The following is a 25,337-nucleotide window of genomic DNA, read 5'->3' as shown; positions in this document are numbered from 1 at the left end:
GCAGGGTCTTCGGCCTGGAGAAAGCCGCCGACCTGGGGGGCGGCGGCTATGCCTTGCGTCTTACAGGATGAAGCGGGCCACGTCGCGATTGAGATCGGCGGCGTGATGCTGCAGGGAGCGCGACTGACGTTCCGAATCCTCGGCGCCGCTGGCCAGGGTGTCGCCGAGGCCCTTGATGGTGATGACGTTGCGGGTGATCTCCTCGGTGACCGAGGTCTGCTCCTCGGCCGCCGTGGCGATCTGCAGGGACATTTCGGAGATGACGCCGGCGCTCTGGGCGATCTCTTCCAGGGCGCTGGAGGCGCGTTCCACGTCGGCGACGCTGCGCTCGGCGATGGCCATGCTGCTGTCCATGCGCTGCACCGCCTGGCGGGTCATCTGCTGCAGGGTGCCGATGGTCTCGTTGATCTCCCGGGTCGAGGCCTGGGTCCGCTGCGACAGCGTCCGTACCTCGTCGGCGACCACCGCGAAGCCACGGCCATGTTCGCCGGCCCGGGCCGCCTCGATGGCCGCGTTGAGCGCCAGCAGGTTGGTCTGCTCGGCGATGCTCTGGATGCTGTCCAGCACCTTGGCGATGGCCTGGGAGTGGTGATCCAGCTCGCCGATCACCCGGGTGGCGTCGTCGACTTCCCGGGCCAGGCTGTTGATGGATTCCTTGCTGGTCTGCACCAGCGTCAGACCCTGGGCGGTGCTATCGGAGGACTGGCGGATGGCCGCGGCGGTCTGCTCGGCATTGCGGGCGATCTCCTGGGTGGCCGAGGACATCTCCGTCACGGCGGTGGCCACCAGGGTGATCTCCTGCTGCAGGCGGCCCAGCTCCTGGGTAGCCGCGGCGCTGCGCTGCAGGACCTTTTGCGATTCGGCGTCCACGCTCTGGGCATGCTGGCGCACGCCGCCGATCAAGCCGTGCAGGCTGGCCACGAACTGGTTGAAGTGGCCGGCCAGGCCGCCGACTTCATCGTTGCTCTGTACGGCAATGCGCCGGGTCAGGTCGCCCTGGCCATCGGCGATCACCTGCAGACCGTTCGAGACCACGCCCAGCGGCCGCAGCAGATAGCTGCACAGCAGGTTGATGAGCAGCAGCGAGCCCCCCAGCACCACGGCCAGGATGACGATGCTGATCCAGAGTTGCCGCTGTAGCGGTGCCAGCAGGACGCCACTGTCGACCACCATCACCAGGGTCTCGCCGTCGCGATTCATGGGCGCGGCATAGAGCCGCTGGCCGGCGTTGGTCTCGATATAGCGCTCGCCTGGCGCTTGGGCCAGCCGCTGGAGGGTGTCCGCGGTGAGCTGGGGATAGAGCTCGGTGAGCGGTTTGGCCAACAGGGCGGTGTTTTCATGCCCCAGCACGATGTTCTGGCCGTTGACCAGTACGGCGCTACCGGCACCCGGCAGCTGCACCCGCTTGAGCTGGTCGAGGATGTCGCCGATGCTGACGTCGGCGCCGAGGATGGCGCTGGTCTTGCCACCGGACTGCAACGCCCAGCCCAGGGACAGCACGTTCTGCTTGGTCGCCGCCGCCACCGTGGGTATGGAGAAGAACACCTTGCCGGGATTCTGCATCGCCTGCTGGTACCACAGCCATTGGCGCGGGTCGTTGTTGTCCGGCGGTAACTGAGCGCCGTTGGCATTGACCTGGCTGCCATCGCCGCGGGCATAGAAGACGTTGTCGAAGCCGCCGGAACGCTTGACCTGATTGAGACCAGCCGGAAGGTTCGTCTCCTGAGTGTCCGCCGCCAGGGCGCGCAACGCTGCGGCCTTGCCGTCGAACCACTGGCGGACACCGCCGTTGAAGACGAAGCTGACGGTCTTCAGCTGTTCGATCGTGGAGGCTTCGAGGGCCGCACGGGTGTTGAAGAAGTTGATTGTCGTCAGACCTACACCCACCACCAGCACGGCCGCGGTGGCAGACAACGAGAGTTTCTGTTTCAACGACAAGGCAGGCACGTTGTGTAGCTCCGAAATAATTATTCAGGCTTTATCGGTGCAAGTGCGCGATAACTTGAGCGTTTGGCCAGGTCTTTGTCGAAGCAGCGGCGATCCGTCTTGGGGTAGGCTGGCCTAGGGTCTTCCAGGCGACTGCCGGCTGTAAGACCCAAGATGGCGAGAACGACTAGGCGGCCACCGTCTGGGCACCGGTCATCAGGGCCACGGCATCGGCCATGGAATGCTCGCGCGGATCGATCACCGTCAACCGGCGACCCAGCCGGTGGATGTGGATGCGATCGGCGATCTCGAACACATGGGGCATGTTGTGGGAGATCAGCACGATGGCGATGCCGCGGGCCCGCACGTCGAGGATCAGTTCCAGCACCTTGCGCGACTCCTTCACCCCCAGCGCCGCGGTGGGCTCATCGAGGATGATCACCTTGGAACCGAAGGCCGCCGCCCGGGCCACGGCGACGCCCTGGCGCTGGCCACCGGACAGGGTCTCCACCGCCTGGTTGATGTTCTGGATGGTCATCAGCCCTAGTTCGGAGAGCTTTTCCCGAGCGATGCGCTCCATTTCCTTGCGGTCCAGGGTGCGGCAGAGGGTGCCCAGCAGTCCCGGCTTGCGCAGTTCGCGACCGAGAAAGAGGTTGTCGGCGATGGACAGCGCTGGCGACAGCGCCAGGTTCTGGTAGACCGTCTCGATGCCGGCGCGGCGCGCGGCGATGGGCGAGGCGAACTGCACCGGCTGCCCCTCGAAGCGGATCTCGCCTTCATCGGGCCGCAGGGCGCCGGAGATGGCCTTGATCAAGGAGGACTTGCCGGCGCCGTTGTCGCCGATCACGGCGAGGATCTCGCCGGGCAGCAGGTCAAAGTCGGCGTGGTCGAGGGCGGTAACGCGGCCATAGCGCTTCACCAGGCCGCGCGCCATCAGCAGGGGTTCGGTAGTCATCAGCTGGCCGCCTTTCTGATCCATTGGTCGATAGCCACGGCCGCGATGATGAGCGTGCCGATCAGCAGATAGGTCCATTGCACGTCGGTACCCAGCAGCCGCAGGCCCAGGGCGAAGACGCCGACGATCAGGGCGCCAAACAGCATGCCGAGGATCGAGCCACGGCCGCCGAACAGCGAGATGCCGCCGATCACCACCGCGGTGATGGACTCGATGTTGGCGAACTGGCCGGCGGTGGGCGAGACCGAGCCGATGCGGCCGATCAGCACCCAGCCGGCGAAGGCGCAGATGAGCCCCGACAGGCCGTACACGGTGATCAGCATGCGGCGGACGTTGACCCCGGCCAGCGCCGCGGCCTCGGGATCGTCGCCTACCGCATAGAGATGCCGGCCCCAGGCGGTGTGATTGAGCACGTACCAGAGCAGGGCGACCAGCACCACCAGGGCGATCACGCCATAGGTGAAGACGGCACCGCCCAGGCGGAAGTTGTCACCGAACACCTGCAGCAGGGGCGCCGTCGCACCGATTTCCTGGGCGCGGATGGTCTCGTTGCGCGAATAGAGGAAGTTGGCCGCGAGCACGATCTGCCACATGCCCAGGGTGACGATGAAGGGTGGCAGCTTGATGCGGGCGATCAGCCAGCCGTTGGCCATGCCGCACAGGGTGCCCACCACCAGGCCGCAGAGGATCGACAGCTCCACCGGCAGGCCGTAGCGAAAGGTGAACTGGCCCATGACCACCGAGGACAGCACCATGATGGCGCCTACCGAAAGGTCGATGCCGGCGGTGATCACCACTAGGGTTTGGGCCGCGCCCACGATACCGGTGATGGCGACCTGTTGCAGGATCAGGGTGAGGGCGAAGGCGGAAAAGAACTTGCCGCCCAGCAGGGCGCCGAAGATGCCCAGCGACAACAGCAGCACCAGCAGCGAGACCGCCGAGGGGCGCGAATGCAGGAAGTGGCGGAATTTGACGAGCGGGCTGCGCTCGTCACGGGCGAAGGAGGCGACCTCCGTGGCGCTGTGCTTGAGCACCTGTTCGAAGGGTTGCCCGGACGGGGAAGGCGAGGTCGGATCGCTCATGGCAATCTCCTGAAAGCGGATCGGCCGAGAGGCGATCGCCCGCGCCGGCGCGGCTGGCGGGGCGATCGGTCTGCTCTAGCGTAGACGAGGGGCCATCAGCCCCAGCATTTCTGCAGGGCGGTCTTGCTGTCGATGGACTGGATGCCGGGTACCGGCTTGTCCGTCACCAGTTTCACGCCGGTGTCGACGAAGCTCTTGCCTTCGGTGGCGGTAGGCTTCTTGCCGCTGTCGGCAAAGGTCTTGATCGCCTCGATGCCCAGCGCGGCCATTTGCAGCGGGTACTGCTGGGAGGTGGCGCCGATGACGCCGTCGGCGACGTTGTGCACGCCCGGGCAGCCGCCGTCGATGGACACGATCAACACGTCCTTCTCGCGACCCACGGCTTTGAGCGCCTCGTAGGCGCCAGCGGCGGCCGGTTCGTTGATGGTGTGCACCACGTTGATGGTCGGGTCCTTCTGCAGCAGGTTTTCCATCGCTGCACGCCCACCTTCCTCGTTGCCGTTGGTCACGTCGTGGCCGACGATGCGCGAGTCGGTCTCGTCGCCGATGCGGTTCTGATCCTTGGGATCTATGCCGAAGCCGAGCATGAAGCCCTGGTCGCGCAGGACGTCCACCGAGGGCTGGGAGGCGTTCAGGTCGAGAAAGGCCACTCGGGCGTCCTTGGCCTTGTCACCCAGGGTTTCCCGCGCCCACTGGCCGATCAGCTTGCCGGCCAGCAGGTTGTCGGTGGCGAAGGTCATGTCGGCGGCGTTAACCGGGTCCAGGGGGGTATCCAGGGCGATCACCAGCAGGCCGGCCTCGCGGGCCTTCTGCAGATTGGGGACGATACCCTTGGTGTCCGAGGCGGTGATGAGAATGCCCTTGGCGCCATCGGCGATGCAGGTCTCGATGGCCGCGACCTGGCTTTCGCTGTCGCCATCGATCTTGCCGGCATAGGCCTTGAGCGTCATGCCCAGCTCCTTGGCCTTGGCGCTGGCACCTTCCTTCATCTTCACGAAGAAGGGGTTGGTATCGGTCTTGGTGATGAGGCAGGCGGACACGGGGGCCGCCTGGGCGGTGGCGCTGGCCAGGGCGGCGGCCAGCAGGCAGCCGGTGAAGGCGGAAAGGGAGACGGTTCTTTTCATTGTTGTGCGCTCAGGTTCGCGGACGAGAACGCGACCGGCAGCACGCCGGTCGCGGCGGAGGATGGCTACCACCACTGCTCGATCTGGAAGCCGATGTTGGAGCCGTGCAGGTCGTTGCCGAAGGTACCGGTGCTCGACAGCGCGGAGCCGGCGTCGAAATCATCGGCTGCCTGCTGCGCTGCCCGGTTCCAGGCCGCATAGGTATAGAACAGGCGGAACTCCGGACGGGTCTTGAATTCCGGGCCCTTGGGCGACCAGGTAGGCGCCAGGGTCAGCTTGGTCAGCTTGCGGGTGCCGCCGGGAGCCTGCACCTGATCATGGCCCAGTTCGGTGGAGAACTTGAACTGGTCGGTGATGCCGTACACCAGGCGGCCACCCAGCGAGGTCCAGCGCAGGTCATTGCCGTTGGGACGTTCGTCCTTCTGGTAGACCGCGGCGATCTGACCACCCCAGTAGCGGCTGATCTGCCAATCGAAGAAGTCGACAACGCGATAGGAGACGTCGGCGCTGCTCAGGGTCGGATCGCCGGTGCTGCCCAGCGCCGTGCCCGGGCCCTGGCCGCGCTGTACGGCAAAGGTGTTCACGCCACCCCAACCCATGAAATTGGCCTGCTTGTGCTGCAGCGTCACGGCTACACCACTGTTGGCGTTGGGCTGGTTGGTCGGTTTGTCCAGGTAGCTGACGCCGATCTCCAGCGAGCCATTGGGATTGGTGTTGAAACCGGCGACGTTGAAGTCGAGGCGGTTCTGGAAGTCCTTCTGGTTCTGGTTGTCCTTGCGCGAGAAGGCCAGGCTGTACTTGAGACCGCCGATGTTGACGTCCTCGATACCGCCGCCAGTGGCGCTCTGGTTCCAGTAGAAGAAGTCGGAGATGTGGATGTCGTTCCGCTTGTAGTAACGGCGGCCGGCCCAGAGATTACCGCCGTTCAGCGCGGCGATGTTGTTCCAGTAGGCGTAGGCCTGGACGGCACGGATCTCGCCATTGTCCCCGTTGAAGGTCGGGGTGCGGTCGTAGCGGTTGAAGAAGCTGCCCATGCCGTATACGCCGACTGCCGAGCCGTCGTTGAGAGTCAGGACGTCCTGCTTGAGTGCCAGTTCGCCGTACTGTTCGCACTCGTTGCCCAGGCGGTACTTGGACTGCGCGCCCTGCAGCTTGAAGCAGCGCATGGAATCGGAACCGGAGGAATCGCCGAGCCCGGTACGGAAGTACCCGATCGTTTCCAGGGCGTGTGCCGAAGGAATCAGCAGGAGGGTGCTCATCAAGGAGGCGACCGAAACCCTGGCCAAGGGCATAGCCTTTTTCTTATTCATTTATGTTCCCTGTTTATTGTTGTTGTGTGACGCGTGCCTGGCCTACACCTGACCCGCCGTGCTCCAGCGGAAGATCAGCATAGGTGTGACCATTGGGGCTCAACCTGACTACAAACTTATCGCTGAATCAATTCAGCGGCAGACGGAGGGTAGCCTTTGATCACTCAACGGCCTAGCGGCGCGCTAATCGCGAGGTGTGAGCTGAATCACAGGCTGCGCTTCTACAAAATTAGCAAGCCAAGCAACTGTGGAACCCCTCTGGAATGGGGGTTACACGCGCGAAGGTTGTAAGGAAGGCAGGGGCAGGCGGAGTGGCGAGGAGAGAGCGGAGCCAGAGGGGTGAAATAGAGCGTGGAGAGCAGAGGGGAGTGGTGGAGCAGTGCTGCAAGGCGACGGCAGCTGCCATCGCCTCGCAGTAACGGTCAGCCCAGCAGCGCCTTGTCGCGCACGCCGCCCTTGTCGGCGCTGGTGGCCAGCAGGGCATAGGCCTTGAGCGCGGTGGTCACGCGGCGGGCACGGGGTTGTGCCGGCTTCCAGCCCAGCTTGTCCTGCTCGATGCGGCGGTGGGACAGCTCTTCGTCGCTCACCAGCAGGTTGATGCTGCGCTTGGGAATGTCGATGAGCACCTTGTCGCCATCCCGCACCAGGCCGATGGCACCACCGGCTGCAGCTTCCGGAGAGGCGTGGCCGATGGACAGGCCCGAGGTGCCGCCGGAGAAGCGACCGTCGGTGAGCAGGGCGCACTGCTTGCCCAGGCCCTTGGACTTCAGGTAGCTGGTGGGGTAGAGCATCTCCTGCATGCCCGGACCGCCCTTGGGCCCTTCGTAGCGGATGATGACGATGTCGCCGGCCTTGACCTCGTCGGCGAGGATGCCGCGCACCGCGGCGTCCTGGCTCTCGAAGACCTTGGCATTGCCCTCGAACACATGGATGGATTCATCCACGCCGGCGGTCTTCACCACGCAGCCGTCCAGGGCGATGTTGCCGTAGAGCACGGCCAGACCACCTTCCTGGGAATAGGCGTGCGCGACACTGCGGATGCAGCCCTCGGCGCGGTCATCGTCCAGGGTGTCGTAGCGAGTCGCCTGGCTGAAGGCTTCCTGGGTCGGGATGCCGGCGGGACCGGCGCGGAAGAAGGTCTTCACCGCCTCGTCCTGGGTCAGGGTGATGTCCCACTGCTCGATGGCTTCGCCCAGGGTCCGGCTGTGCACGGTGGGCAGGTTGGTGTGCAGCAGACCGCCACGGGCCAGTTCGCCCAGGATGCTGAAGATGCCCCCGGCGCGATGCACGTCTTCCATGTGGTACTTCTGGATGTTCGGCGCCACTTTGCACAGCTGCGGCACCTTGCGCGACAGGGCATCGATGTCGCGCAGATCGAAGTCCACCTCGGCTTCCTGGGCGGCGGCCAGCAGGTGCAGGATGGTGTTGGTCGAGCCGCCCATGGCGATGTCCAGGGTCATGGCGTTCTCGAAGGCCGCATGGCAGGCGATGTTGCGCGGCAGCGCCGACTCGTCGTTTTCCTGATAGTAGCGACGGCAGAGGTCGACGATGGTGCGGCCGGCCTGCAGGAACAGTTCCTTGCGGTCAGCGTGGGTAGCCAGGGTCGAGCCATTGCCGGGCAGGGCCAGGCCGAGGGCCTCGACCAGGCAGTTCATGGAGTTGGCGGTGAACATGCCCGAGCAGCTGCCACAGGTGGGGCAGGCGCTGCGTTCGTATTCGGCGACCTTCTCGTCGCTGGCCGAGCTGTCGGCGGCGATGACCATGGCGTCGACCAGGTCCAGGCCGTGGCTGGCCAGCTTGGTCTTGCCGGCTTCCATGGGACCGCCGGAGACGAACACCACCGGGATGTTCAGGCGCAGAGCGGCCATCAGCATGCCGGGGGTGATCTTGTCGCAGTTGGAGATGCACACCAGGGCGTCGGCGCAGTGGGCATTGACCATGTACTCCACGGCGTCGGCGATGATCTCGCGACTCGGCAGCGAATAGAGCATGCCGTCGTGGCCCATGGCGATGCCGTCGTCCACGGCGATGGTGTTGAATTCCTTGGCCACGCCGCCAGCCTTCTCGATCTCCCGGGCGACCAGCTGGCCCAAGTCCTTGAGATGGACATGGCCCGGCACGAACTGGGTAAAGGAGTTGGCGATGGCGATGATGGGTTTCTTGAAGTCTTCGTCCTTCATCCCGGTGGCGCGCCAGAGCGCTCGGGCGCCCGCCATGTTGCGGCCCTGGGTGGAGGTTTTCGAGCGATAGTCAGGCATGAAGCGTCTCTCCGAGGCGGCTTTCTAGGTCACGGTTCTGGTCATCGTGAGCGCGGACGAGGCACGGTGCAAACGCGAAGTGACGATTGCCGGGCCGGAGGGCAACGACGCCATGCGGGATCTCCACAGGGGTGCCGGGGCTCACGAACCCGCCGGAGGATGCTGGCGGAGGGGAATCCGGATCATACACCCGGGCGCCAGCACTGCACAGCAGCGCGGGCGCCGGTGGATCAGGGCGCTTCCTGTTCGCCGTCGGGAGCGTCTTCCAGGTATTCGTCCATCGGTTCCTGGCCGGCCAGGGTCTTGAGACTCAGGTCCACGGCTTCGGGCAGGGTGATGTCGACGCGCTGCTTGTCGCTGCCTTCCAGCGAGGACTCGTAGCTGAGCGCATGGCGCAGGTGGCCGTTTTCGAGGATGGCACCCACGCTGGCCAATTGAGCGGCGGCCGGAGCCAGGCGTTCGAGCGCGGCCTTGGGCCAGGTGGCCTCGACGGTCGCGTTGCAGGTATAGAAGCCTGCTTCGCCACTGTCCGAGGGTTCTTCCTGGGCCTTGATGTCGACCAGCGAGATCTGGTTGGCCTCCAGCGCGGGCTGGCCGGCGGCGATGTCGTCCGCATAGATCTCGTTGATGGTCTGGGCGTATTGCTGACGAACCAGTTCGGCGGTCTTGGCCGCATCGCAACTGTAGTCATAGCCACCGCAGCCAGTCAGGGAAAGCACCGCAGCTGTGAGTATGAGGTGACGTCTGGACATGCCTGAATTCCTTGGAACGATGGGTAGAGCCTGGCGGCGCTGGCCGTGCCTGCGTCGATCCGCAGTGCAGGACGTCGGCGCAACGTTCATGGATGGCGAGGGCTTAGGGTGCTGCCGCTCGCCGATCCTGTCCATCAGACGCCGCCAGCGTCCGTCAGGACACCCGGCCTGGCTGGCCGGTCAGATCCCCGATCAGGCGCGGTCGGCGCTTTCGCAGGTCTCGAAGTCCTTGCTGTCGACGCGGTTCATGCTGTCGAAGCCGATCGAATAGACCTGCTCCTTGCCGTCCTTGTTGAGCACATAGTTGTTGCAGGTACCCGGACGATACTTGCGGGTGTAGGTGCTCGACGGGGTGCCGCCGATACGCAGGACGTCAGCCTTGGCCATACCCTTTTCCACCTGCTTCACCAGCGGCTGCTCGCGAAATTCCACGCGACCCACGGTGTAGTCGGCGGTGTTCTTGACCGAGGAACAGCCCGCCAGCACGGTGCCGGCCAGCAGGGCGGTCGCGACTGCAATCTTCTTGTTCATGGTGTGATCCCTTCAAAGGCGGAAGTGCCTGACACTTCGACGATGACGGCGCCGATAAATTCGCTCTCCGTCGCACTTCTCGCCGTTCGCGCCTTTGACGGGTCGGCTCGCGAGAGCGGCAAGTGACTGTATCTAAAGCTGATTCTGCAAACGAACGCTATGCCCTGGTTTTCTAAGGAATATTTTGTCCGAATGGCAGTTGACAGGGGCCAGGTGGCAGGCGATCTTTAGCGTTATGTTGTAACTTCCCAGCCGTTTCTCGTTTCTCGCGAGGACCCCATGAATCGCCGTCGTCTGCTCAATCTGATCCTGGCTGGCATGACTTTGCCCGTCGGGTTGCCGGCGTTTGCCGCCCGGCAGCAACTCAAGGGTGCCCGGGCCTGGCAGGACGCTGAGAAGCTCCGCCTGGTCTTCGATCTCACCGGACCGGTGCGCTACAAGACCTTTACCCTGGTGGCGCCGGATCGCATCATTCTCGATCTCGCCGATACCCAGGCGCCCGCGGTGCTCAACCACCTCGCCCTGCAGGGGTCGCCGGTGCGCGCCGTGCGCAGCGCCCGCTATGGCGCCCAGGACACCCGGGTGGTGCTGGAGCTGGCCCATCCGGTGGAGATGGAGAGCTTCATCCTCGGCCCGGGCGAGGGCGCGTCCAACCGCCTGGTGCTCGATCTCAAGCGCGCCGGGACGCCGGCAGTGGCCGCACGCAAGCCGGTCGACGCCGAGCCGCCGCTGGAGGTCAAGCGCGGCAAGGGCCTGGCCACGGGGCGCGACATCATGGTGGTGGTCGATGCCGGGCATGGTGGCAAGGATCCCGGTGCACTGAGCGCCCGCGGTGATCGGGAAAAGGACATTGCCCTGATCGTGGCGCAGAATCTGGCGCGGCGCATCAACCTGCAGAAGGGCTTCAAGGCCAAGCTGGTGCGCAACGACGACTTCTTCGTGCCGCTGCGCAAGCGGGTCGAGGTCGCCCGCAGCTACAACGCCGACATGTTCGTCTCGGTGCACGCCGATGCCGCACCGCGGCGTACGGCCTATGGGGCCTCGGTCTATGCCCTGTCGGAGCGAGGCGCGACCTCCACCACGGCGCGCTTCCTGGCCGACAGCGAGAACAACGTCGACCTGATCGGTGCCAACGAGATTCTCAAGGGCCGCGATCCCATGCTGGCCGGCGTGCTGCTGGACATGTCGATGAACGCCACCATCTCCTCGAGCCTGGACCTGGGCCACAAGGTGCTGGGGCAATTGGCGAACATCACCAACCTGCACCAGAAACGGGTGGAGCAGGCGGGCTTCGCTGTGCTCAAATCGCCGGACATCCCCTCAATCCTGGTCGAGACGGGCTTCATTTCCAATGATCGCGACTGCCGGCGCTTGCTCGACAGTCGCCACCAGAAGCAGCTGGCCGATTCGATCTTTGCCGGACTGCATGGCTATTTCCAGGAGCGCCCGCCGCTGGGCACCTACCTGGCCAGCCTCAAGAACACCCAAGGAGTGACATGAGTTTGCAAGACAAGGCGCGTCGTTACTGGCGCGTGGTGGTGCTGGTGATAGGCGCGCTCTGTGTCGTGGCCGGGCTGATCGGCTACGGGCAGGGCGGTGGCGACAAGCAGGGCAGTGCCCAGGAAGGCTTCGTCAACAAGGTCTGGCAGATCAAGACCAGCAACAGCATCGAGCCGGGAATGCTCTATGTCTTTCTCAGCGATGGCACCCTGGTGATGGCCTCGCCGAGCAGCCAGCCCTCCCTGGGCCGCTGGACGCGCACCGAGAAGGGCCTGAATCTGATCGAGGAAGGCATCACCTATCCCACGGAAATCCTCGGTCTCACCCGCGACGAATTCCGTATCCGCAGTCTCAACCCCGGCGATCCGGTGGAGCTGCAGTTGGCCCCCGCCGCACGCTGAGAGAGCCTCAGGCGTCGTCGTCGGAGTAGCGCTGCTCCTGCCAGGGGTCGCCCCGGTCGTGATAGCCGCGCATCTCCCAGAAGCCAGGCGTGTCGCCGACCCGGAAGTCGATACGCCTGAGCCACTTGGCGCTCTTCCACAGATAGAGGTGCGGGATCAGCGCCCGCACCGGGCCCCCGTGCTCGGCGGTCAGCGGCTGGTCTTCCCAGCTGTGCACCAGCATGGCGCCAGGTGCGGCGAAATCGGCCAGCGGCAGGTTGGTGATGTAGCCGTCGTAGCTGTGCAGGAGCACATGGGTCGCTTCGTCCCGCGGCTGTACCTCGTCCAGAAGTTCGCTTACCGGCAGGCCGATCCAGTGATTGTCATAGCGTGACCAGGTGGTGACGCAGTGCATGTCGCTGATGGCCTGGGTGGTCGCCCGCGCCGCGAAGGTCTCCCAGTTCCAGCGCAGCGTCTTGCCGACCGCGCCGGTCACCGCCAGTTGCCAGCGTTCCTGGCTGACTTCCGGGCGTACCCCTAGATCCAGGACCGGCCAGTTGCTGACCCGATGCTGGCCGGGTGGCAGGCGTTCGCTGTCCGGGCGTGCGCCCTGGCCGGTAAGGAAGCGGCCCTCCTGGGCCCAGCGTTCCTTGAAACGGGTCAGCTTGCTTGGCTCATCACTCATCGGTGGATCCTCTTCGCAGTTCTCGGGCTTCTGACCTCAATGATGGCCTTTCGTCGGCACAGGCCGAACCCAGACGGCTGCTCACGCCTCCTATCCTGCAGGCACTCAGAGAGGCGCCTCCTTTTTCTTAACCTGCCGGAGAACCACCATGGTAGATGCAACCCAGATCAAAGAGCATGCGGAAGTTGTCGGTTCGGACGGCCAGCACGTGGGCACCGTCGACCACATGGAGGGCGCCGATCGCATCAAGCTGACCAAGCGCGATCAGGACGCCGATGGCAAGCATCACTACATTCCGCTGAGCTGGGTCCAGTCCGTGGAAGGCAGCCAGGTACGCCTGTCCAAGACCCGCGACGAAGCCGAAAGCGAGTGGCAGGCCGCCTAAGGCACGCCGCCCAACAAAAAGCCCCGCATTGCAGGGCTTTTTGTTGGGCGGCGAATAGGGATCAGTTGATGTATTCGAACAGCTTGACGATGCGCTGCACACCCGAGACGCTCTGGATCAGCTGCACGGCATGGGCGGCTTCCTGCTGGGTCACCAGGCCCAGGAGATAGACGATGCCGTTTTCCGTGACCACCTTGATGCGCGAGCCTGGGATGTCCTGGTCGGCGAACATCTGGGTCTTGATGCGGGTGGTCAGCCAGGAATCGTTGCTGCGCGCCAGCAGCGAGGAGTTACCGGTCACCTGCAGTTCGTTGTGCACCGTCTTGACCCGCTGCACGCTGCGCACCGCCTGTTCGGCCTGGGCCTTGAGATCGGCGCGCGGTGTCTGGCCGGCGATCAGTACCACGCCGTTGTAGCTCACCACCACGATGTGCGAGCTGGCCAGGTCGGCATTGGCCTTGGAGATGTTGACCGCGGCCTTGGTCTCGATCAGGGCGTCATCGACGGTGCTGCCCAGGGTACGGGTGCCGCGGTTGTCGTCGATGGGCTTGTCGCGGCTGGCAGTGACCACGTTGCTGCAGCCGGCGACCGCAAAGGACAGCGCCAGGATGGCGAGCAGAGGAGCTTTCTTCATTCTTCGCTTCCAAACAGTTGCTGATCGATCTGGTCGCACAGGCAGTGGATCACCAGCAGGTGCACTTCCTGGATGCGGGCGGTGACCTTGGCGGGTACGCGGATCTCGACGTCCTCGGGCAGCAGCAGCGAGGCCATGCCGCCGCCATCGCGGCCGGTGAGCGCGACCACGGTCATCTCGCGGTCGTGAGCGGCCTGGATCGCCTGGATCACGTTGGCCGAGTTGCCGCTGGTGGAGATGGCCAGGAGGATGTCGCCGGGCTGACCGAGGGCACGGATCTGCTTGGAGAACACCTCGTTGTAGCTGTAGTCGTTGGCGATGGAAGTCAGCGTCGAGGTGTCGGTGGTCAAGGCCAGGGCCGGCAGGCTGGGCCGCTCGCGCTCGAAGCGATTCAGCAGTTCCGAGGAGAAATGCTGGGCGTCGCCGGCGGAACCGCCATTGCCACAGGTGAGAATCTTGCCTTCGTTGAGCAGGGCCGCGACCATGACCTGGCTGGCCAGATCGATATGCGGAATCAGGACTTCCATGGCCTGACGCTTGGTTTCGATGCTGTCCCGGAAGAGTTTCTGGATGCGGGCGTGGGTGTCCATCGCGATATCTTTGACCTGTGCTGTGGAGGGCCTCAGGCCTCGAAGGCCTGTTTGATCCATTCGAGTGCCTGAGGGGATGCGTCGGCCCCGGGGCCGATCGCGATCACGTCGAAACGACAGGGCCGCTTGGCCCAGCGCGCTTCGGATTGCAGAAAGAGGGCGGCGCTGTTGACCAGTCGCTGCCGCTTGCGGGCATCTATGCTTTCCGCGGCGCCGCCCCAGGCGGTGTGCCTGCGGGCGCGTACCTCGACGAATACTACTGTATCGCCGTCGAGCATGACCAGATCGAGCTCACCGCCACGCCAGCGCCAGTTACGGGCGATCAGGCGCAGACCGTGCGTCTGCAGGAACTGCAGCGCACGGTCCTCGCCTTGCTTGCCGCGCTGGAGGTGCGGGGCTTGCTTCACGGCGTGCTGAGCGAGGCCGGCACGCTGGTGGTGGGCAGCGGTGCATTGTTGGCTGGCAGCGGCTGGGCCACGCCGTTGCGGAATTCCGCCCAGGGCAGGTGACGCACCACACGCTGATCGGGCGCCACGCTCAGATTGCCGGACAAGCCGGGCAGCTCGGAGTTGGGCAGGGCCTTGAGCTGCTGCAGGTGCAGCGCCAGCAGGTAGGCATCGGCGCCCATGGCATAGAGGCGACCGATGCTGGTGCCGGCCTGGGGCCACTGGGCGGTGATCTTGGCGCGCAGCGGATTGCTCGGGTCCAGCAGCCAAGGCGTTTCGCAGAACAGGATGCCGTTGAGATCCTGGTTGACGCCGGGTTCGTTGACCCCGCTGTTGAGGTTGGAGGTGGCGTACACCGGCAGATCGCGGGCGTTCTGGTAGACCAGGATCGGCTTGATCTGGCGGGCCTGCGCCGGCGTCGAGGCGAGGAAGATGAAGTCCATGCCCTGGCGCATCTGCAGGAGGCTGGTGATGCGGTTGGCGATCTCGACCGGCTGGCCGATGCGCTCGGCGGCGACCAGGCGACCACCCAACTGCTGCCACTCGTTCTGGAAGGCGGCCAGCACGCGGGTGCCCCAGTCGCCCTGGGGCACCATGGCACCGGCACTGCGCTTGCCATCGGCCCAGGCACGGCGGGCGGCTTCACGGGCCTCGTCCTCGGCGGCCAAGCCGAACTGGAAGAGCTGCGGCGGCTGGGCGCCCTGGCTGTCGCCATAGTTCAGCGCCAGGGTGTTGAGCGGCAATTGCGGGCGATCGCTCAGCTGCTTGACCAGATTCTTTTCCAGCGGGCCGACCACCAGCTGGATGCCGGCGGCCTGGGCCTGGCGGTAGAAGGCGTCCAGCGAGCCCATCTGGGTACTGTCGTAGACGGTCACGGCCGGGGCGGTCTGGCCCGCGGCCAGGGCCTCGTAACGGGCGGCCATGAAGCCGTCCTGCAGCGCGCGGGAGACGCCGGCGAGCTGACCCTGCAGGGGCAGCAGCAGGGCGACGCGATTGAGTGGCTCACGCGCCAGGGTCTTCAGGCGTTCCAGGTCATCGGGCAGATTGCGCGCGGCGGGATGGCCGGGGTGCTGCTGCTGCCATTCCTCAATGGCCGACAATTGCTGATCCAGCGCCAGGTTGCCGCGGGTGATGGCGGCCAGGGCCAGCCAGCCATTGAGATCGGCATCCTTCACGCTCTGGCGCAGTTGCGCATCCGGCAGGCTGGTCACCAGCTGCCAGATCTGCTCGCGGTTGTCGTGGGCGGCATCGCCTTCGAGCAATGGCCCCAGGAAGATGCGTTCCTGGGCGGCGGCGAGCGGCTGACCATTGGCGGCCTGGGCCTCGGCCTTGGTCAGGCCGCTGCGGATCTGCTGCTGGGCCGGCAATTCGCCCAGTTGGGCGAAGCTGGGATGGTCGAAACGCTTGAGCGCCTGGGCCGGCTGCTTGTCGAGCAGATCGAGCTGGGCCAGCAGGGTCTGGGCGAACATCTGCTGCGCCGGCTTCAAGCCTTCCAGATTGATGGAGCCCAAGATCTGCCGCGCTTCGCGGGCGTTCTGCTGGGCATAGGCCTTGTCCGCGGCGGTCAGACGCAGCAGATTGGCCTGCTCGGACTGACTGGAGCCGGCCTGGTTCAGCAGTTGCTCGATGCTGGCCTGGCTGGGCTGAGGCAGCGCCCCGAGGCTGCTCGTGGTGGGCGAGCTGCTGCAGGCGGCGAGCAGGGCGAAGGCGGTGGCGCAGAGCAGCGGACGCAGGCGGAACTTCATGCGGTGGTTCCTGAGCAGAGTTCGGAAAGGGGCGATTGTCTCACAGCACCCAGGCGCTGCGAACGCCGAGGCGAGAGCGGCGTACACTGTTGGGCTATTTCCAGTCCGTCAGGTTTCATCATGATTTCGCCGGGTACTCTTTATGTGGTTGCCACCCCCATCGGCAACCTGGACGACATCACCACCCGTGCCCTCAAGGTCCTGCGCGACGTGGCCCTGATCGCCGCCGAAGACACCCGTCATTCGGCGCGCCTCTTGCGCCATTTCGGTATCGAAACGCCACTTGCCGCCTGTCACGACCACAACGAGCGCGATGCCGGAGGTCGCTTCATCACCCGCTTGCTGGCGGGAGAGGACGTCGCCCTGATCTCCGATGCGGGCACGCCGCTGATTTCCGATCCGGGCTTTCACCTGGTGCGCGCCGCGCGCGCCCAGGGCATCCGGGTCTCGCCGATTCCCGGTGCCTGCGCGCTGATCGCGGCGCTGTCGGCGGCCGGGCTGCCTTCGGACCGCTTCAGCTTCGAGGGCTTCCTGCCAGCCAAGGCGGTGGGCCGGCAGGGGCGGCTGGCGGCCCTGCGCGAAGACCCGCGCACCCTGATCTTCTACGAGGCGCCCCATCGCCTCGACGACTGCGTGGCCGACATGGTGAGCACCTTCGGGCCCGAGCGGCACATCGTGCTGGGGCGCGAGCTGACCAAGACCTTCGAGACCCTGCGCGGCCTGCCCGCGGGCGAGCTGCAGGCCTGGATTCGCGAGGATCTGGATCAGCAGCGCGGCGAATGCGTGTTGCTGGTGGCCGGCTGGACCGCGCCGGAAGACGCCGAGGTCGATGCCGAAACCCTGCGCATCCTCGATCTGCTGCTGCCCGAGCTGCCGGTCAAGCGCGCCGCCGCCCTGGCCGCCCAGATCACCGGCGCGCGCAAGAACCTGCTCTACCAGCTAGCGCTGGAGCGCAAGAGCGAGTAGGGCGAATTAGTGGGCATCTTTCCTTGTTATCCGCCCCCAGTCTCTATACCCTTGCGCCGCGAGAGCCGACCGGGCAGTCGCTGTCGTGATCCGCAAGGGTCGCGAGGGAGGAAAGTCCGGGCTCCATAGGGCGAGGTGCCAGGTAACGCCTGGGAGGCGTGAGCCTACGGAAAGTGCCACAGAAAATAACCGCCTAAGCGCGCAAGCGCCGGTAAGGGTGAAAAGGTGCGGTAAGAGCGCACCGCACGGCTGGCAACAGTTCGTGGCTAGGTAAACCCCACCTGGAGCAAGACCAAATAGGAATCCATAGGCGTGGCCCGCGCTGGATTCGGGTAGGTCGCTAGAGGCAATCAGCGATGGTTGTCCCAGAGGAATGACTGTCCTCGACAGAACCCGGCTTACAGGTCGGCTCTCGCACTCCCTCCCTCCCGGGCCTCTACGCCTGGGGTCTGAGACCTCTTCTTAAGACATCACTTTAATCAATTGAGCCAATCAATTGACTTCATTTCCGTTTGTCGGAAATCGATGTCGTTCGTCTTGGTCGTGAACTCGTGCAATTTGCTCGAAATCCGCGTCCCACGCGGCCTGGGAACCCCCTCGCTTACCTTGACTGAAAGCGGCCCTCCTCAATATAGTGGCGGCCGGTGGTACGAAGTGGGGCGAAGTGGGATTTAATGGCAAGGACAGCCTATTAGAGGACGCGAAATTGTTCCGGGGAGCGAACGCCATCAGTCTCGACGCCAAGGGGCGCGCCGCGATGCCGAGCCGGTATCGTGACGAGCTGCTGGAGCGTTGTGCCGGCCAGCTCATCGTGACGATCGATGCCGTCGAGCCCTGCCTTTGCGTCTATCCACTCCCGGAATGGGAAATCATCGAAAGCAAGCTGCGGCAGTTGCCCTCGCTACGCGAGGAGACTCGCCGCTTGCAGCGCTTGCTGATCGGCAATGCGGTGGATCTGGAACTCGACGGCAGTGGCCGTTTCCTGGTTCCGCCGCGCCTGCGTGAATACGCCAAGCTGGACCGGCGCGTGATGCTGGTCGGGCAGCTCAACAAGTTCCAGTTATGGGATGAGGATGCCTGGAGTGCCGTGTGCGACGCGGATCTCCTGGCGATTAAGGAACCCGGCGGTATGCCGGATGAAATGCGCGATTTGATCCTGTGACCATGAACCCAGTCTTCCACCACGTCTCCGTTCTCCTGGACGAGGCCGTACAGGCATTGGCGATCCAGCCTGCCGGCCGTTATCTGGACGGCACCTTCGGCCGCGGCGGACACAGCCGGGCCGCGTTGCGCCTGCTGGGTGGGGAAGGGCGGTTGCTGGGTTTCGACAAGGACCCCCAGGCGATCGCTGCCGGCCAGGCCCTGGCCGCGGAAGATCCGCGTTTCGAGATCGTCCAGCGCAGCTTCGCCGAGCTGGGCGATGAACTCGTCAGCCGTGGCTGGTCCGGCCAGGTCGATGGCGTGTTGCTGGATCTGGGCGTCTCCTCGCCCCAGCTCGACGATCCCGAGCGCGGTTTCAGCTTCATGCAGGACGGTCCCCTGGACATGCGCATGGATCCGAGCCGGGGGCAGAGCGCCGCCGCCTGGATCGCCACGGCTGCCGAGGCCGATATCGCCCAGGTGTTCAAGGAATTCGGCGAAGAGCGCTTCGCCAAGCGCATGGCGCGCGCCGTGGTGCAGCGTCGTGAGATCCAGCCCTTCGAACGCACCGGTGATCTGGCCAAGGTGCTCACCGAGGCCAATCCGGCCTGGGAAAAGGGCAAACATCCCGCCACCCGCGCCTTCCAGGGGCTGCGTATCTACATCAACCGCGAACTGAGCGATCTGGAGCAGGGCCTGCAGGCCGCCTACGAGCAGTTGGCGGTGGGTGGCCGGCTGGTGGTGATCAGCTTCCACTCCCTGGAAGATCGCATCGTCAAGCAATTCATGCGCCGACTGGCCAAGGGCGAGGCCGACCAGCTGCCGCGCGACCTGCCGATCCGCGCCACGGTCTTCGAGCCTTCGCTGCGCCTGTTGGGCAAGCCGGTCTATGCCAGCGAAGCCGAACTGGCCGCCAATCCCCGCGCCCGCAGCGCCGTGATGCGCGTTGCCGAGAAGCTGAAATGAGCCGGCTCTTCGTCAAGAAACTGCCCCTGGGCAGCAGCGTCATGCTGGTGCTGTTCGCTGGCGTGCTGCTGTCGGCGGTAGCCGTGGCCTATAGCGCCCACTGGAATCGCCAGCTGCTCAATACCCTCTATGGCGAGATGGCCATCCGCGACAAGGCCCAGGCCGAGTACGGTCGGCTGCTGCTGGAGCAGAGCACCTGGACCGCCCACAGCCGCGTCGAGGCCCTGGCCAGCGGTCAGCTGCAGATGCGCATTCCCGATCCGACCGAAATCCGGATGGTCAATCCGTGAAAGGCCTGATCGCGCGCCTGCCCTGGCGCTTCAGCCTGATTATCGGGCTGTTGCTGGTCATGGTCGGCACCATCATCTGGCGCATCGTCGATCTGCACGTGATCGACCGGGCCTTTCTCAAGGGGCAGGGGGATGCGCGCAGCGTGCGCACCATTCCTATCCCGGCGCACCGTGGCCTGATCACCGATCGCAATGGCGAACCCCTGGCCGTGAGTACGCCGGTCACCACCCTGTGGATCAATCCCAAGGAGCTGCTGGGCGCCGAGGATCGCTGGCCGACCCTGGCCGATGCCGTCGGCCAGCCGCGTGCGGAACTGGCCAAACGCATCGAGCAGAACGCCAGCAAGGAATTTCTCTACCTGGCCCGCGGCCTGACGCCCGAGCAGGGCGAAGCGGTGATGAGCCAGGTCAAGGCGCACAAGATTCCCGGTGTCTACGACATCGAGGAATTTCGGCGTTTCTATCCGGCGGGTGAGGTGGCGGCCCATGTGGTCGGCTTCACCGATATCGACGATCACGGCCGCGAAGGCATCGAACTGGCCTTCAACGAATGGCTGTCCGGCGTGCCGGGTCGTCGCCAGGTGGTCAAGGATCGTCGCGGTCGGCTGATCCGCGATGTGCAGGTCGCCAAGAACGCCAAGCCGGGCAATACCCTGGCGCTGTCCATCGACCTGCGTCTGCAGTATCTCGCTGCCCGCGAGCTGCGCAATGCCCTGACCCAGTTCGAAGCCGAGGCCGGCAGCCTCACCATCGTCGACGTCAAGACCGGCGAAGTCCTGGCGATGGTCAACATGCCCACCTACAACCCCAACAACAGACGCAGCCTCGAACCGGCCGCTATGCGCAACCGGGCGATGATCGACGTCATGGAGCCCGGCTCGGTGATGAAGCCGATCTCCATGACCGCGGCGCTCGCCAGCGGTCGCTGGAAGCCCACCGACAAGGTCAACGTCTATCCCGGTTCGCTGCAGATCGGCCGCTACACCATCAAGGACGTCTCCCACAGCGATGGCGCCCTGGACCTGACCGGCATCCTCATCAAGTCCAGCAACGTCGGCATGAGCAAGATCGCCTTCGATGTCGGTGGCGAGAACATCTACAACGCCATGCGCGCCGTCGGCCTCGGCCAGGACACCGGTCTGGGCTTCCCCGGCGAGCGGGTCGGCAATCTGCCCAACCACCGCACCTGGCGTCCGGCCGAGACCGCGACCCTGTCCTATGGCTACGGCCTGGCGGTGACCGCCGTGCAGCTGGCCCATGCCTATTCGGTGCTGGCCAACGACGGGCGCTCGGTACCGCTATCCATGGTGCGCCTGGATAAGGCTCCGGCCAGCGACCAGGCGGTGGACGAGCGCGTCGCCAAGACCCTGCAAGGCATGCTGCAACAGGTCGTGGAAGCTCCCGGTGGTGCCTTCCGCGCCCAGGTGCCGGGCTACCACGTCGCCGGCAAGAGCGGTACCGCGCGCAAGACCAGCACCGGTACCCGGGGCTATGCCGAAAATTCCTATCGCTCGCTGTTCGCCGGCTTCGGCCCCACCAGCAATCCGCGCCTGGCCGCGGTGGTGGTGATCGACCGTCCCAGCAAGGGCGGCTACTACGGTGGTGTGGTGTCGGCGCCGGTGTTCAGCCGCGTGATGTCCGGCGCTCTGCGCCTGATGAACATCCAGCCGGACAATCTGCAGCCGCTGCCGGTGCAGCAGGCCCAGGCCCAGGCCCAGGCTGCCGCCAAGCCGCTGCTGGTCGGGGAGCGTGATCGATGAGCCGTCTGCTGACCGAACTCCTGTCTGAAGCCAGCGCTGCCGTCGACATCGACGGCCTGGCGCTGGACAGTCGCGACGTTCGGCCGGGCTCGCTGTTCCTCGCCATTCCCGGCTTGCACAGCGATGGCCGTACCCATATCGCCAGTGCCGCCGAACGGGGTGCCGCAGCCATCGCCTACGAGGTGAAGGACGCTCCCGCGCTGCCGAACCTGGACATCCCTCTGATCGCCGTCGAAGGGCTGGCCGGCAAGCTTTCCGCCATCGCCGGTCGTTTCCATGGCGAACCCAGCCAGCGCCTGGCGCTGGTCGGCATCACCGGCACCAACGGCAAGACCAGTGTCAGCCAGCTGATCGCCCAGGCCTGCGACCTGCTCGGTCAGCGCTGCGGCATCGTCGGCACCCTGGGCAACGGCTTCCATGGCGCCCTCGCCGAAGGCCGCCACACCACCCCGGACCCCCTCAAGCTACAGGCGACCCTGGCCGAACTGGCCGCCGGTGGCGCCGCCAGCGTGGCCATGGAGGTCTCATCCCATGGCCTGGTCCAGGGCCGGGTGGCAGCGCTGGCCTTCAAGGTCGCGGTCTTCACCAATCTATCCCGTGACCACCTCGATTACCACGGCACCATGGCCGCCTATGGCGAAGCCAAGGCCCAGTTGTTCGCCTGGCCCGGGCTCGGCACCCGCGTCCTCAATCTGGATGATGCCTTTGGCCGAGAGCTGGCAGCTCGCCCCAGCCCGGCAGCGACCCTGACCTACAGCCTGAGCGATCCGGCTGCCAGCATCTATTGCCAGGCTGTCCAGTTCGACGACCACGGCGTGCGCGCCCAGCTGGCCACCGCCCAGGGCACCGGCGAGCTGCGCAGCCAGCTGATCGGACTCTTCAACCTGAGCAATCTGCTGGCCGCCATCGGTGCGCTGCTGGGCTTGGGGCATGGCCTCGACGCCATCCTTGCCATCCTCCCGCAGCTGCAGGGCCCGGCCGGACGCATGCAGCGCCTGGGCGGCGCCGGGCGGCCGCTGGTGGTAGTGGACTATGCACATACCCCCGACGCCTTGGACAAGGTGCTCACTGCCCTGCGGCCCCATGTCGGTGCCCAGGGTCGATTGGTCTGCGTGTTCGGCTGTGGCGGCGATCGCGATCGCGGCAAGCGGCCGGAGATGGCCGCGGTGGCCGAGCGCCTGGCCGACCAGGTGGTGGTGACCGACGACAACCCCCGTACCGAGGATCCGGCCGCCATCGTCGCCGACATTCGCGCGGGCTTCGCGCAGCCTGAGCAGGTGAGCTTCGCCGGCCGGCGCGAGGTGGCAATCGCCCAGGCCGTGGCCGCGGCGACCGCCCAGGACATCGTGGTGCTGGCCGGCAAGGGCCATGAGCCCTACCAGGAAATCGCCGGTGTCCGCCATCCCTTTTCCGATCTCGACCAGGCCGAGCGGGCCCTGACCGCCTGGGAGCGACAGCATGCTTAGATCCTTCACCCTCACCGAAGTGGCCGAGGCCCTGACCGGCAACCTGCTGGGCGCCGATGCCCTGTTCGATGGCGTCGGCACCGACAGTCGCAAGGCCGTGGCCGGACAACTCTTCGTTGCCCTGAGCGGGCCGCGCTTTGATGGTCATGCCTATCTGGCCGACGTGGCCGCCCAGGGCGCCGCGGCAGCCCTGGTGGAGCGCGCCGTGCCCGAGGTTCATCTGCCCCAACTGGTGGTAGCCGACACCCGCCTGGCGTTGGGTCGCCTCGGCGCCTTCAATCGTGATCTGTTCCAAGGCAAGCTCGCCGCCGTGACCGGCTCCAGCGGCAAGACCACGGTCAAGGAACTGCTCGCCGCCATCCTGCGTCAGCAGGGTGCCACGCTGGCCACCCAAGGCAATCTGAACAACGAACTCGGCGCACCCCTGACCCTGCTGCAACTGGCCGCCGAGCACGCCTTCGGCGTCATCGAGCTGGGCGCTTCCCACGTCGGGGACATCGCCTATACCGTGAGCCTGACACGCCCGGATGTCGTTATCATTACCAACGCCGGCCAGGCCCATGTGGGCGAGTTCGGCGGCGTCGATCGTATCGTCGAGGCCAAGGGCGAGATCATCGAAGGCGTGGGCGAGGCGGGCACCGTGGTGCTCAACCGCGATGACGCCGCCTTCGAGACCTGGCAACGCCGTGCGGCCGGGCGCCAAGTCATCGCCTTCGGCCTGGATGCCCGCGCCGATGTCCGCGCCACCGAGGTTAGCCTGGATAGCCAAGGTCGTCCGAGCTTCACCCTGCACACTGCCCAAGACGACGTACGCATCACCCTGCAACTGCTGGGTGCCCACAACGTCGGCAATGCCCTGGCCGCCGCCGCAGCCGCCCTCAGCCTGGGCCTGGACCTGACCACCGTCGCCCGTGGCCTGGCCACAGCGGCACCGGTCCAGGGTCGCACCCTGACCCGCACCAGCCAGCGCGGCGCCCAGGTCATCGACGACAGCTACAACGCCAACCCCGCCTCGGTGAAGGCCGGGATCGATCTGCTGGCTGCCTTGCCGGGCCGTCGGGTGGTGGTCCTGGGCGACATCGCCGAGCTGGGCGAATGGACCGAACAGGGCCATCGCGACGTGGGCGAGCATGCCCGCGGCAAGGTGGACGCCTTCTACAGCGTCGGTCCTTCGATGGCCCATGCGGCCCGCGCCTATGGCGCCGAGGCCCGACATTTCGCCGATCGCGAACAACTGATCGAGGCCCTGGCGGACGAGGACCGGGCCGGAACCACCCTGCTGATCAAGGGATCCCGCAGCGCCGCGATGGACAAGGTCGTCGCCGCGCTCTGCGCTCTCAACACCGAGGAGAAACACTGATGCTGCTGCTGTTGGCGGAGTTCCTGCAACAGTTCTACAAGGGCTTCGCCGTCTTCCAATACCTCAGCCTGCGCGGCATTCTGGGCGTTCTGACCGCCCTGATGCTGTCGTTGTGGCTCGGCCCCTGGATGATCCGCACCCTGCAGATCCGCCAGATCGGCCAGGCCGTACGCAACGATGGCCCCCAGTCGCACCTGTCCAAATCCGGCACTCCCACCATGGGCGGCGCCCTGATCCTGACCACCATCGGCATCAGCACCCTGCTGTGGGCCGATCTGCACAACCGCTATGTCTGGACCGTGCTGGGGGTGACCTTCCTGTTCGGCGCCATCGGCTGGGTCGACGACTATCGCAAGGTGATCGAGAAGAACTCCCGGGGCCTGCCCAGTCGCTGGAAGTACTTCTGGCAATCGGTGTTCGGCCTGGGGGCGGCGATCTTCCTCTACATGACGGCCAAGGCCCCAATCGAAACCACCTTGATCCTGCCGCTGCTGAAGAACATCGAAATCCCGCTGGGGATTTTCTTCGTTGTGCTGACCTATTTCGTCATCGTCGGCTCCAGCAACGCGGTCAACCTCACCGATGGCCTCGACGGCCTGGCGATCATGCCCACCGTAATGGTCGGCGGCGCCCTGGGCATCTTCTGCTACCTGTCGGGCAACGTGAAATTCGCCGACTACCTGCTGATTCCCTATGTGGAAGGCTCCGGCGAGCTGATCGTCTTCTGCGGCGCCCTGATCGGGGCGGGTCTGGGCTTCCTCTGGTTCAACACCTATCCGGCCATGGTCTTCATGGGTGACGTCGGCGCCCTGGCGCTGGGCGCCGCTCTCGGCACCATCGCCGTGATCGTCCGCCAGGAAGTGGTGCTGTTCATCATGGGTGGCGTCTTCGTCATGGAGACCCTCTCGGTGGTCATCCAGGTCGCCTCCTTCAAGCTGACCGGCAAGCGCGTCTTCCGCATGGCGCCGATCCACCACCATTTCGAATTGAAGGGCTGGCCCGAACCGCGGGTCATCGTGCGCTTCTGGATCATCACCGTGATCCTGGTGCTGTTCGGTCTCGCCACCCTGAAACTGAGGTAATCGC

At 65.5% G+C, this 25,337-nt stretch carries 24 protein-coding genes and 1 other RNA gene; 12 read left to right on the top strand and 13 right to left on the bottom strand.

Annotated elements, in window-relative coordinates; translation table 11 throughout:
• Nucleotides 1-60 precede the first annotated feature (60 nt).
• The 8 genes from FEZ61_RS13145 to osmE all read right to left on the bottom strand — a co-directional run bounded on the left by FEZ61_RS13145 (nucleotide 61) and on the right by osmE (nucleotide 9,938).
• Complete coding sequence (locus tag FEZ61_RS13145) at nucleotides 61-1,914, bottom strand: methyl-accepting chemotaxis protein (RefSeq protein ID WP_173148984.1); 1,854 nt, start codon at nucleotides 1,912-1,914, stop codon at nucleotides 61-63.
• Between the two features lie 199 nt (nucleotides 1,915-2,113).
• Nucleotides 2,114-2,881 (bottom strand): ATP-binding cassette domain-containing protein, encoded by a 768-nt coding sequence (locus FEZ61_RS13140; RefSeq protein ID WP_085984308.1) that lies wholly within the window; start codon nucleotides 2,879-2,881, stop codon nucleotides 2,114-2,116.
• Entirely contained in the window at nucleotides 2,881-3,963 is a 1,083-nt protein-coding gene (locus FEZ61_RS13135; RefSeq protein WP_173148981.1) for an ABC transporter permease, read from the bottom strand. Before FEZ61_RS13135 ends, FEZ61_RS13140 begins: the two co-directional genes overlap by 1 nt.
• A 95-nt stretch (nucleotides 3,964-4,058) precedes the next feature.
• Complete coding sequence (locus FEZ61_RS13130; protein ID WP_173148979.1) at nucleotides 4,059-5,087, bottom strand: sugar ABC transporter substrate-binding protein; 1,029 nt, start codon at nucleotides 5,085-5,087, stop codon at nucleotides 4,059-4,061.
• 65 nt (nucleotides 5,088-5,152) lie between these two features.
• Nucleotides 5,153-6,346, bottom strand: a complete 1,194-nt coding sequence (locus FEZ61_RS13125) for a carbohydrate porin (protein WP_231356057.1) — start codon at nucleotides 6,344-6,346, stop codon at nucleotides 5,153-5,155.
• Between the two features lie 473 nt (nucleotides 6,347-6,819).
• Nucleotides 6,820-8,655 (bottom strand): dihydroxy-acid dehydratase, encoded by a 1,836-nt coding sequence (ilvD, locus tag FEZ61_RS13120; protein ID WP_173148977.1) that lies wholly within the window; start codon nucleotides 8,653-8,655, stop codon nucleotides 6,820-6,822.
• Between the two features lie 230 nt (nucleotides 8,656-8,885).
• Complete coding sequence (locus tag FEZ61_RS13115) at nucleotides 8,886-9,407, bottom strand: hypothetical protein (RefSeq protein WP_064307900.1); 522 nt, start codon at nucleotides 9,405-9,407, stop codon at nucleotides 8,886-8,888.
• 192 nt (nucleotides 9,408-9,599) lie between these two features.
• Nucleotides 9,600-9,938 carry an osmotically-inducible lipoprotein OsmE gene (gene osmE, locus FEZ61_RS13110; protein ID WP_017640725.1) on the bottom strand — a complete coding sequence of 113 codons (339 nt, stop codon included), beginning with the start codon at nucleotides 9,936-9,938 and terminating at the stop codon, nucleotides 9,600-9,602.
• A 279-nt stretch (nucleotides 9,939-10,217) separates the two neighbouring features.
• Between osmE and FEZ61_RS13105 the strand changes: the two genes are divergently transcribed.
• Complete coding sequence (locus FEZ61_RS13105; RefSeq protein ID WP_017640724.1) at nucleotides 10,218-11,438, top strand: N-acetylmuramoyl-L-alanine amidase; 1,221 nt, start codon at nucleotides 10,218-10,220, stop codon at nucleotides 11,436-11,438.
• The gene (locus tag FEZ61_RS13100; protein WP_017640723.1) at nucleotides 11,435-11,839 is read left to right on the top strand and encodes a hypothetical protein; all 405 of its coding nucleotides are present in this window, start codon (nucleotides 11,435-11,437) and stop codon (nucleotides 11,837-11,839) included. The genes FEZ61_RS13105 and FEZ61_RS13100 overlap by 4 nt, the downstream gene beginning before the upstream one ends.
• Before the next feature lie 7 nt (nucleotides 11,840-11,846).
• Here FEZ61_RS13100 and FEZ61_RS13095 read toward each other — a convergent pair whose 3' ends face one another.
• Entirely contained in the window at nucleotides 11,847-12,503 is a 657-nt protein-coding gene (locus FEZ61_RS13095) for a sulfite oxidase-like oxidoreductase (protein ID WP_173148975.1), read from the bottom strand.
• Nucleotides 12,504-12,651: 148 nt separating this feature from the next.
• Here FEZ61_RS13095 and FEZ61_RS13090 point away from each other — a divergent pair, with 148 nt between their 5' ends.
• On the top strand, nucleotides 12,652-12,888 hold the full coding sequence (locus FEZ61_RS13090; RefSeq protein ID WP_017640721.1) for a DUF2171 domain-containing protein: 237 nt from the start codon (nucleotides 12,652-12,654) through the stop codon (nucleotides 12,886-12,888).
• Between the two features lie 61 nt (nucleotides 12,889-12,949).
• Here FEZ61_RS13090 and FEZ61_RS13085 read toward each other — a convergent pair whose 3' ends face one another.
• The 4 genes from FEZ61_RS13085 to FEZ61_RS13070 are packed head-to-tail and all read right to left on the bottom strand — an operon-like array spanning nucleotide 12,950 to nucleotide 16,303.
• Nucleotides 12,950-13,522, bottom strand: coding sequence for a BON domain-containing protein (locus FEZ61_RS13085; RefSeq protein ID WP_017640720.1), 573 nt, complete (start codon nucleotides 13,520-13,522; stop codon nucleotides 12,950-12,952).
• A complete protein-coding gene (locus tag FEZ61_RS13080; protein ID WP_007162067.1) occupies nucleotides 13,519-14,112 on the bottom strand; it encodes a phosphoheptose isomerase in 594 nt (197 codons plus the stop codon). The genes FEZ61_RS13085 and FEZ61_RS13080 overlap by 4 nt, the downstream gene beginning before the upstream one ends.
• Nucleotides 14,113-14,144: 32 nt before the next feature.
• Nucleotides 14,145-14,519 carry a YraN family protein gene (locus FEZ61_RS13075; RefSeq protein ID WP_017640719.1) on the bottom strand — a complete coding sequence of 125 codons (375 nt, stop codon included), beginning with the start codon at nucleotides 14,517-14,519 and terminating at the stop codon, nucleotides 14,145-14,147.
• Complete coding sequence (locus tag FEZ61_RS13070; RefSeq protein ID WP_160923827.1) at nucleotides 14,516-16,303, bottom strand: penicillin-binding protein activator; 1,788 nt, start codon at nucleotides 16,301-16,303, stop codon at nucleotides 14,516-14,518. Before FEZ61_RS13070 ends, FEZ61_RS13075 begins: the two co-directional genes overlap by 4 nt.
• A 120-nt stretch (nucleotides 16,304-16,423) precedes the next feature.
• Here FEZ61_RS13070 and rsmI point away from each other — a divergent pair, with 120 nt between their 5' ends.
• From rsmI to mraY, 9 genes are all read left to right on the top strand, one after another.
• Entirely contained in the window at nucleotides 16,424-17,269 is an 846-nt protein-coding gene (gene rsmI / locus FEZ61_RS13065; protein ID WP_173148973.1) for a 16S rRNA (cytidine(1402)-2'-O)-methyltransferase, read from the top strand.
• A 61-nt stretch (nucleotides 17,270-17,330) separates the two neighbouring features.
• Nucleotides 17,331-17,686: RNase P RNA component class A (rnpB, locus tag FEZ61_RS13060), an RNA gene on the top strand.
• 289 nt (nucleotides 17,687-17,975) lie between these two features.
• A complete protein-coding gene (gene mraZ / locus FEZ61_RS13055) occupies nucleotides 17,976-18,431 on the top strand; it encodes a division/cell wall cluster transcriptional repressor MraZ (protein WP_173149188.1) in 456 nt (151 codons plus the stop codon).
• A 2-nt stretch (nucleotides 18,432-18,433) separates the two neighbouring features.
• Nucleotides 18,434-19,375 carry a 16S rRNA (cytosine(1402)-N(4))-methyltransferase RsmH gene (gene rsmH / locus FEZ61_RS13050; protein ID WP_017640715.1) on the top strand — a complete coding sequence of 314 codons (942 nt, stop codon included), beginning with the start codon at nucleotides 18,434-18,436 and terminating at the stop codon, nucleotides 19,373-19,375.
• The gene (ftsL, locus tag FEZ61_RS13045; RefSeq protein WP_017640714.1) at nucleotides 19,372-19,665 is read left to right on the top strand and encodes a cell division protein FtsL; all 294 of its coding nucleotides are present in this window, start codon (nucleotides 19,372-19,374) and stop codon (nucleotides 19,663-19,665) included. Before rsmH ends, ftsL begins: the two co-directional genes overlap by 4 nt.
• Nucleotides 19,662-21,425 (top strand): penicillin-binding transpeptidase domain-containing protein, encoded by a 1,764-nt coding sequence (locus tag FEZ61_RS13040; RefSeq protein WP_093256247.1) that lies wholly within the window; start codon nucleotides 19,662-19,664, stop codon nucleotides 21,423-21,425. The genes ftsL and FEZ61_RS13040 overlap by 4 nt, the downstream gene beginning before the upstream one ends.
• Nucleotides 21,422-22,891, top strand: coding sequence for a UDP-N-acetylmuramoyl-L-alanyl-D-glutamate--2,6-diaminopimelate ligase (locus FEZ61_RS13035; RefSeq protein ID WP_173148971.1), 1,470 nt, complete (start codon nucleotides 21,422-21,424; stop codon nucleotides 22,889-22,891). The genes FEZ61_RS13040 and FEZ61_RS13035 overlap by 4 nt, the downstream gene beginning before the upstream one ends.
• Entirely contained in the window at nucleotides 22,884-24,251 is a 1,368-nt protein-coding gene (murF, locus tag FEZ61_RS13030) for a UDP-N-acetylmuramoyl-tripeptide--D-alanyl-D-alanine ligase (protein WP_068383385.1), read from the top strand. The genes FEZ61_RS13035 and murF overlap by 8 nt, the downstream gene beginning before the upstream one ends.
• A complete protein-coding gene (gene mraY, locus FEZ61_RS13025) occupies nucleotides 24,251-25,333 on the top strand; it encodes a phospho-N-acetylmuramoyl-pentapeptide-transferase (protein WP_017640710.1) in 1,083 nt (360 codons plus the stop codon). Before murF ends, mraY begins: the two co-directional genes overlap by 1 nt.
• Nucleotides 25,334-25,337: the final 4 nt, after the last annotated feature.

The organism is Pseudomonas sp. MS15a(2019), from assembly GCF_013277805.1.
Classification (GTDB): domain Bacteria; phylum Pseudomonadota; class Gammaproteobacteria; order Pseudomonadales; family Pseudomonadaceae; genus Chryseomonas; species Chryseomonas benzopyrenica.
The sequence above is the reverse complement of the archived record's forward strand: the minus strand, read 5'-3'. Positions and strand labels throughout refer to the sequence as shown.

Coding starts and splice junctions, on each gene's coding strand:
- murF (WP_068383385.1), top strand. CDS start 22,884: ATGCTTAGATCCTTCACCCTCACCGAAGTGGCCGAGGCCCTGACCGGC.
- FEZ61_RS13070 (WP_160923827.1), bottom strand. CDS start 16,303: ATGAAGTTCCGCCTGCGTCCGCTGCTCTGCGCCACCGCCTTCGCCCTG.
- rsmH (WP_017640715.1), top strand. CDS start 18,434: ATGAACCCAGTCTTCCACCACGTCTCCGTTCTCCTGGACGAGGCCGTA.
- FEZ61_RS13035 (WP_173148971.1), top strand. CDS start 21,422: ATGAGCCGTCTGCTGACCGAACTCCTGTCTGAAGCCAGCGCTGCCGTC.
- osmE (WP_017640725.1), bottom strand. CDS start 9,938: ATGAACAAGAAGATTGCAGTCGCGACCGCCCTGCTGGCCGGCACCGTG.
- FEZ61_RS13115 (WP_064307900.1), bottom strand. CDS start 9,407: ATGTCCAGACGTCACCTCATACTCACAGCTGCGGTGCTTTCCCTGACT.
- FEZ61_RS13095 (WP_173148975.1), bottom strand. CDS start 12,503: ATGAGTGATGAGCCAAGCAAGCTGACCCGTTTCAAGGAACGCTGGGCC.
- FEZ61_RS13125 (WP_231356057.1), bottom strand. CDS start 6,346: ATGAGCACCCTCCTGCTGATTCCTTCGGCACACGCCCTGGAAACGATC.
- FEZ61_RS13140 (WP_085984308.1), bottom strand. CDS start 2,881: ATGACTACCGAACCCCTGCTGATGGCGCGCGGCCTGGTGAAGCGCTAT.
- FEZ61_RS13105 (WP_017640724.1), top strand. CDS start 10,218: ATGAATCGCCGTCGTCTGCTCAATCTGATCCTGGCTGGCATGACTTTG.
- ilvD (WP_173148977.1), bottom strand. CDS start 8,655: ATGCCTGACTATCGCTCGAAAACCTCCACCCAGGGCCGCAACATGGCG.
- FEZ61_RS13080 (WP_007162067.1), bottom strand. CDS start 14,112: ATGGACACCCACGCCCGCATCCAGAAACTCTTCCGGGACAGCATCGAA.
- FEZ61_RS13090 (WP_017640721.1), top strand. CDS start 12,652: ATGGTAGATGCAACCCAGATCAAAGAGCATGCGGAAGTTGTCGGTTCG.
- ftsL (WP_017640714.1), top strand. CDS start 19,372: ATGAGCCGGCTCTTCGTCAAGAAACTGCCCCTGGGCAGCAGCGTCATG.
- FEZ61_RS13100 (WP_017640723.1), top strand. CDS start 11,435: ATGAGTTTGCAAGACAAGGCGCGTCGTTACTGGCGCGTGGTGGTGCTG.
- FEZ61_RS13130 (WP_173148979.1), bottom strand. CDS start 5,087: ATGAAAAGAACCGTCTCCCTTTCCGCCTTCACCGGCTGCCTGCTGGCC.
- FEZ61_RS13085 (WP_017640720.1), bottom strand. CDS start 13,522: ATGAAGAAAGCTCCTCTGCTCGCCATCCTGGCGCTGTCCTTTGCGGTC.
- FEZ61_RS13135 (WP_173148981.1), bottom strand. CDS start 3,963: ATGAGCGATCCGACCTCGCCTTCCCCGTCCGGGCAACCCTTCGAACAG.
- rsmI (WP_173148973.1), top strand. CDS start 16,424: ATGATTTCGCCGGGTACTCTTTATGTGGTTGCCACCCCCATCGGCAAC.
- mraY (WP_017640710.1), top strand. CDS start 24,251: ATGCTGCTGCTGTTGGCGGAGTTCCTGCAACAGTTCTACAAGGGCTTC.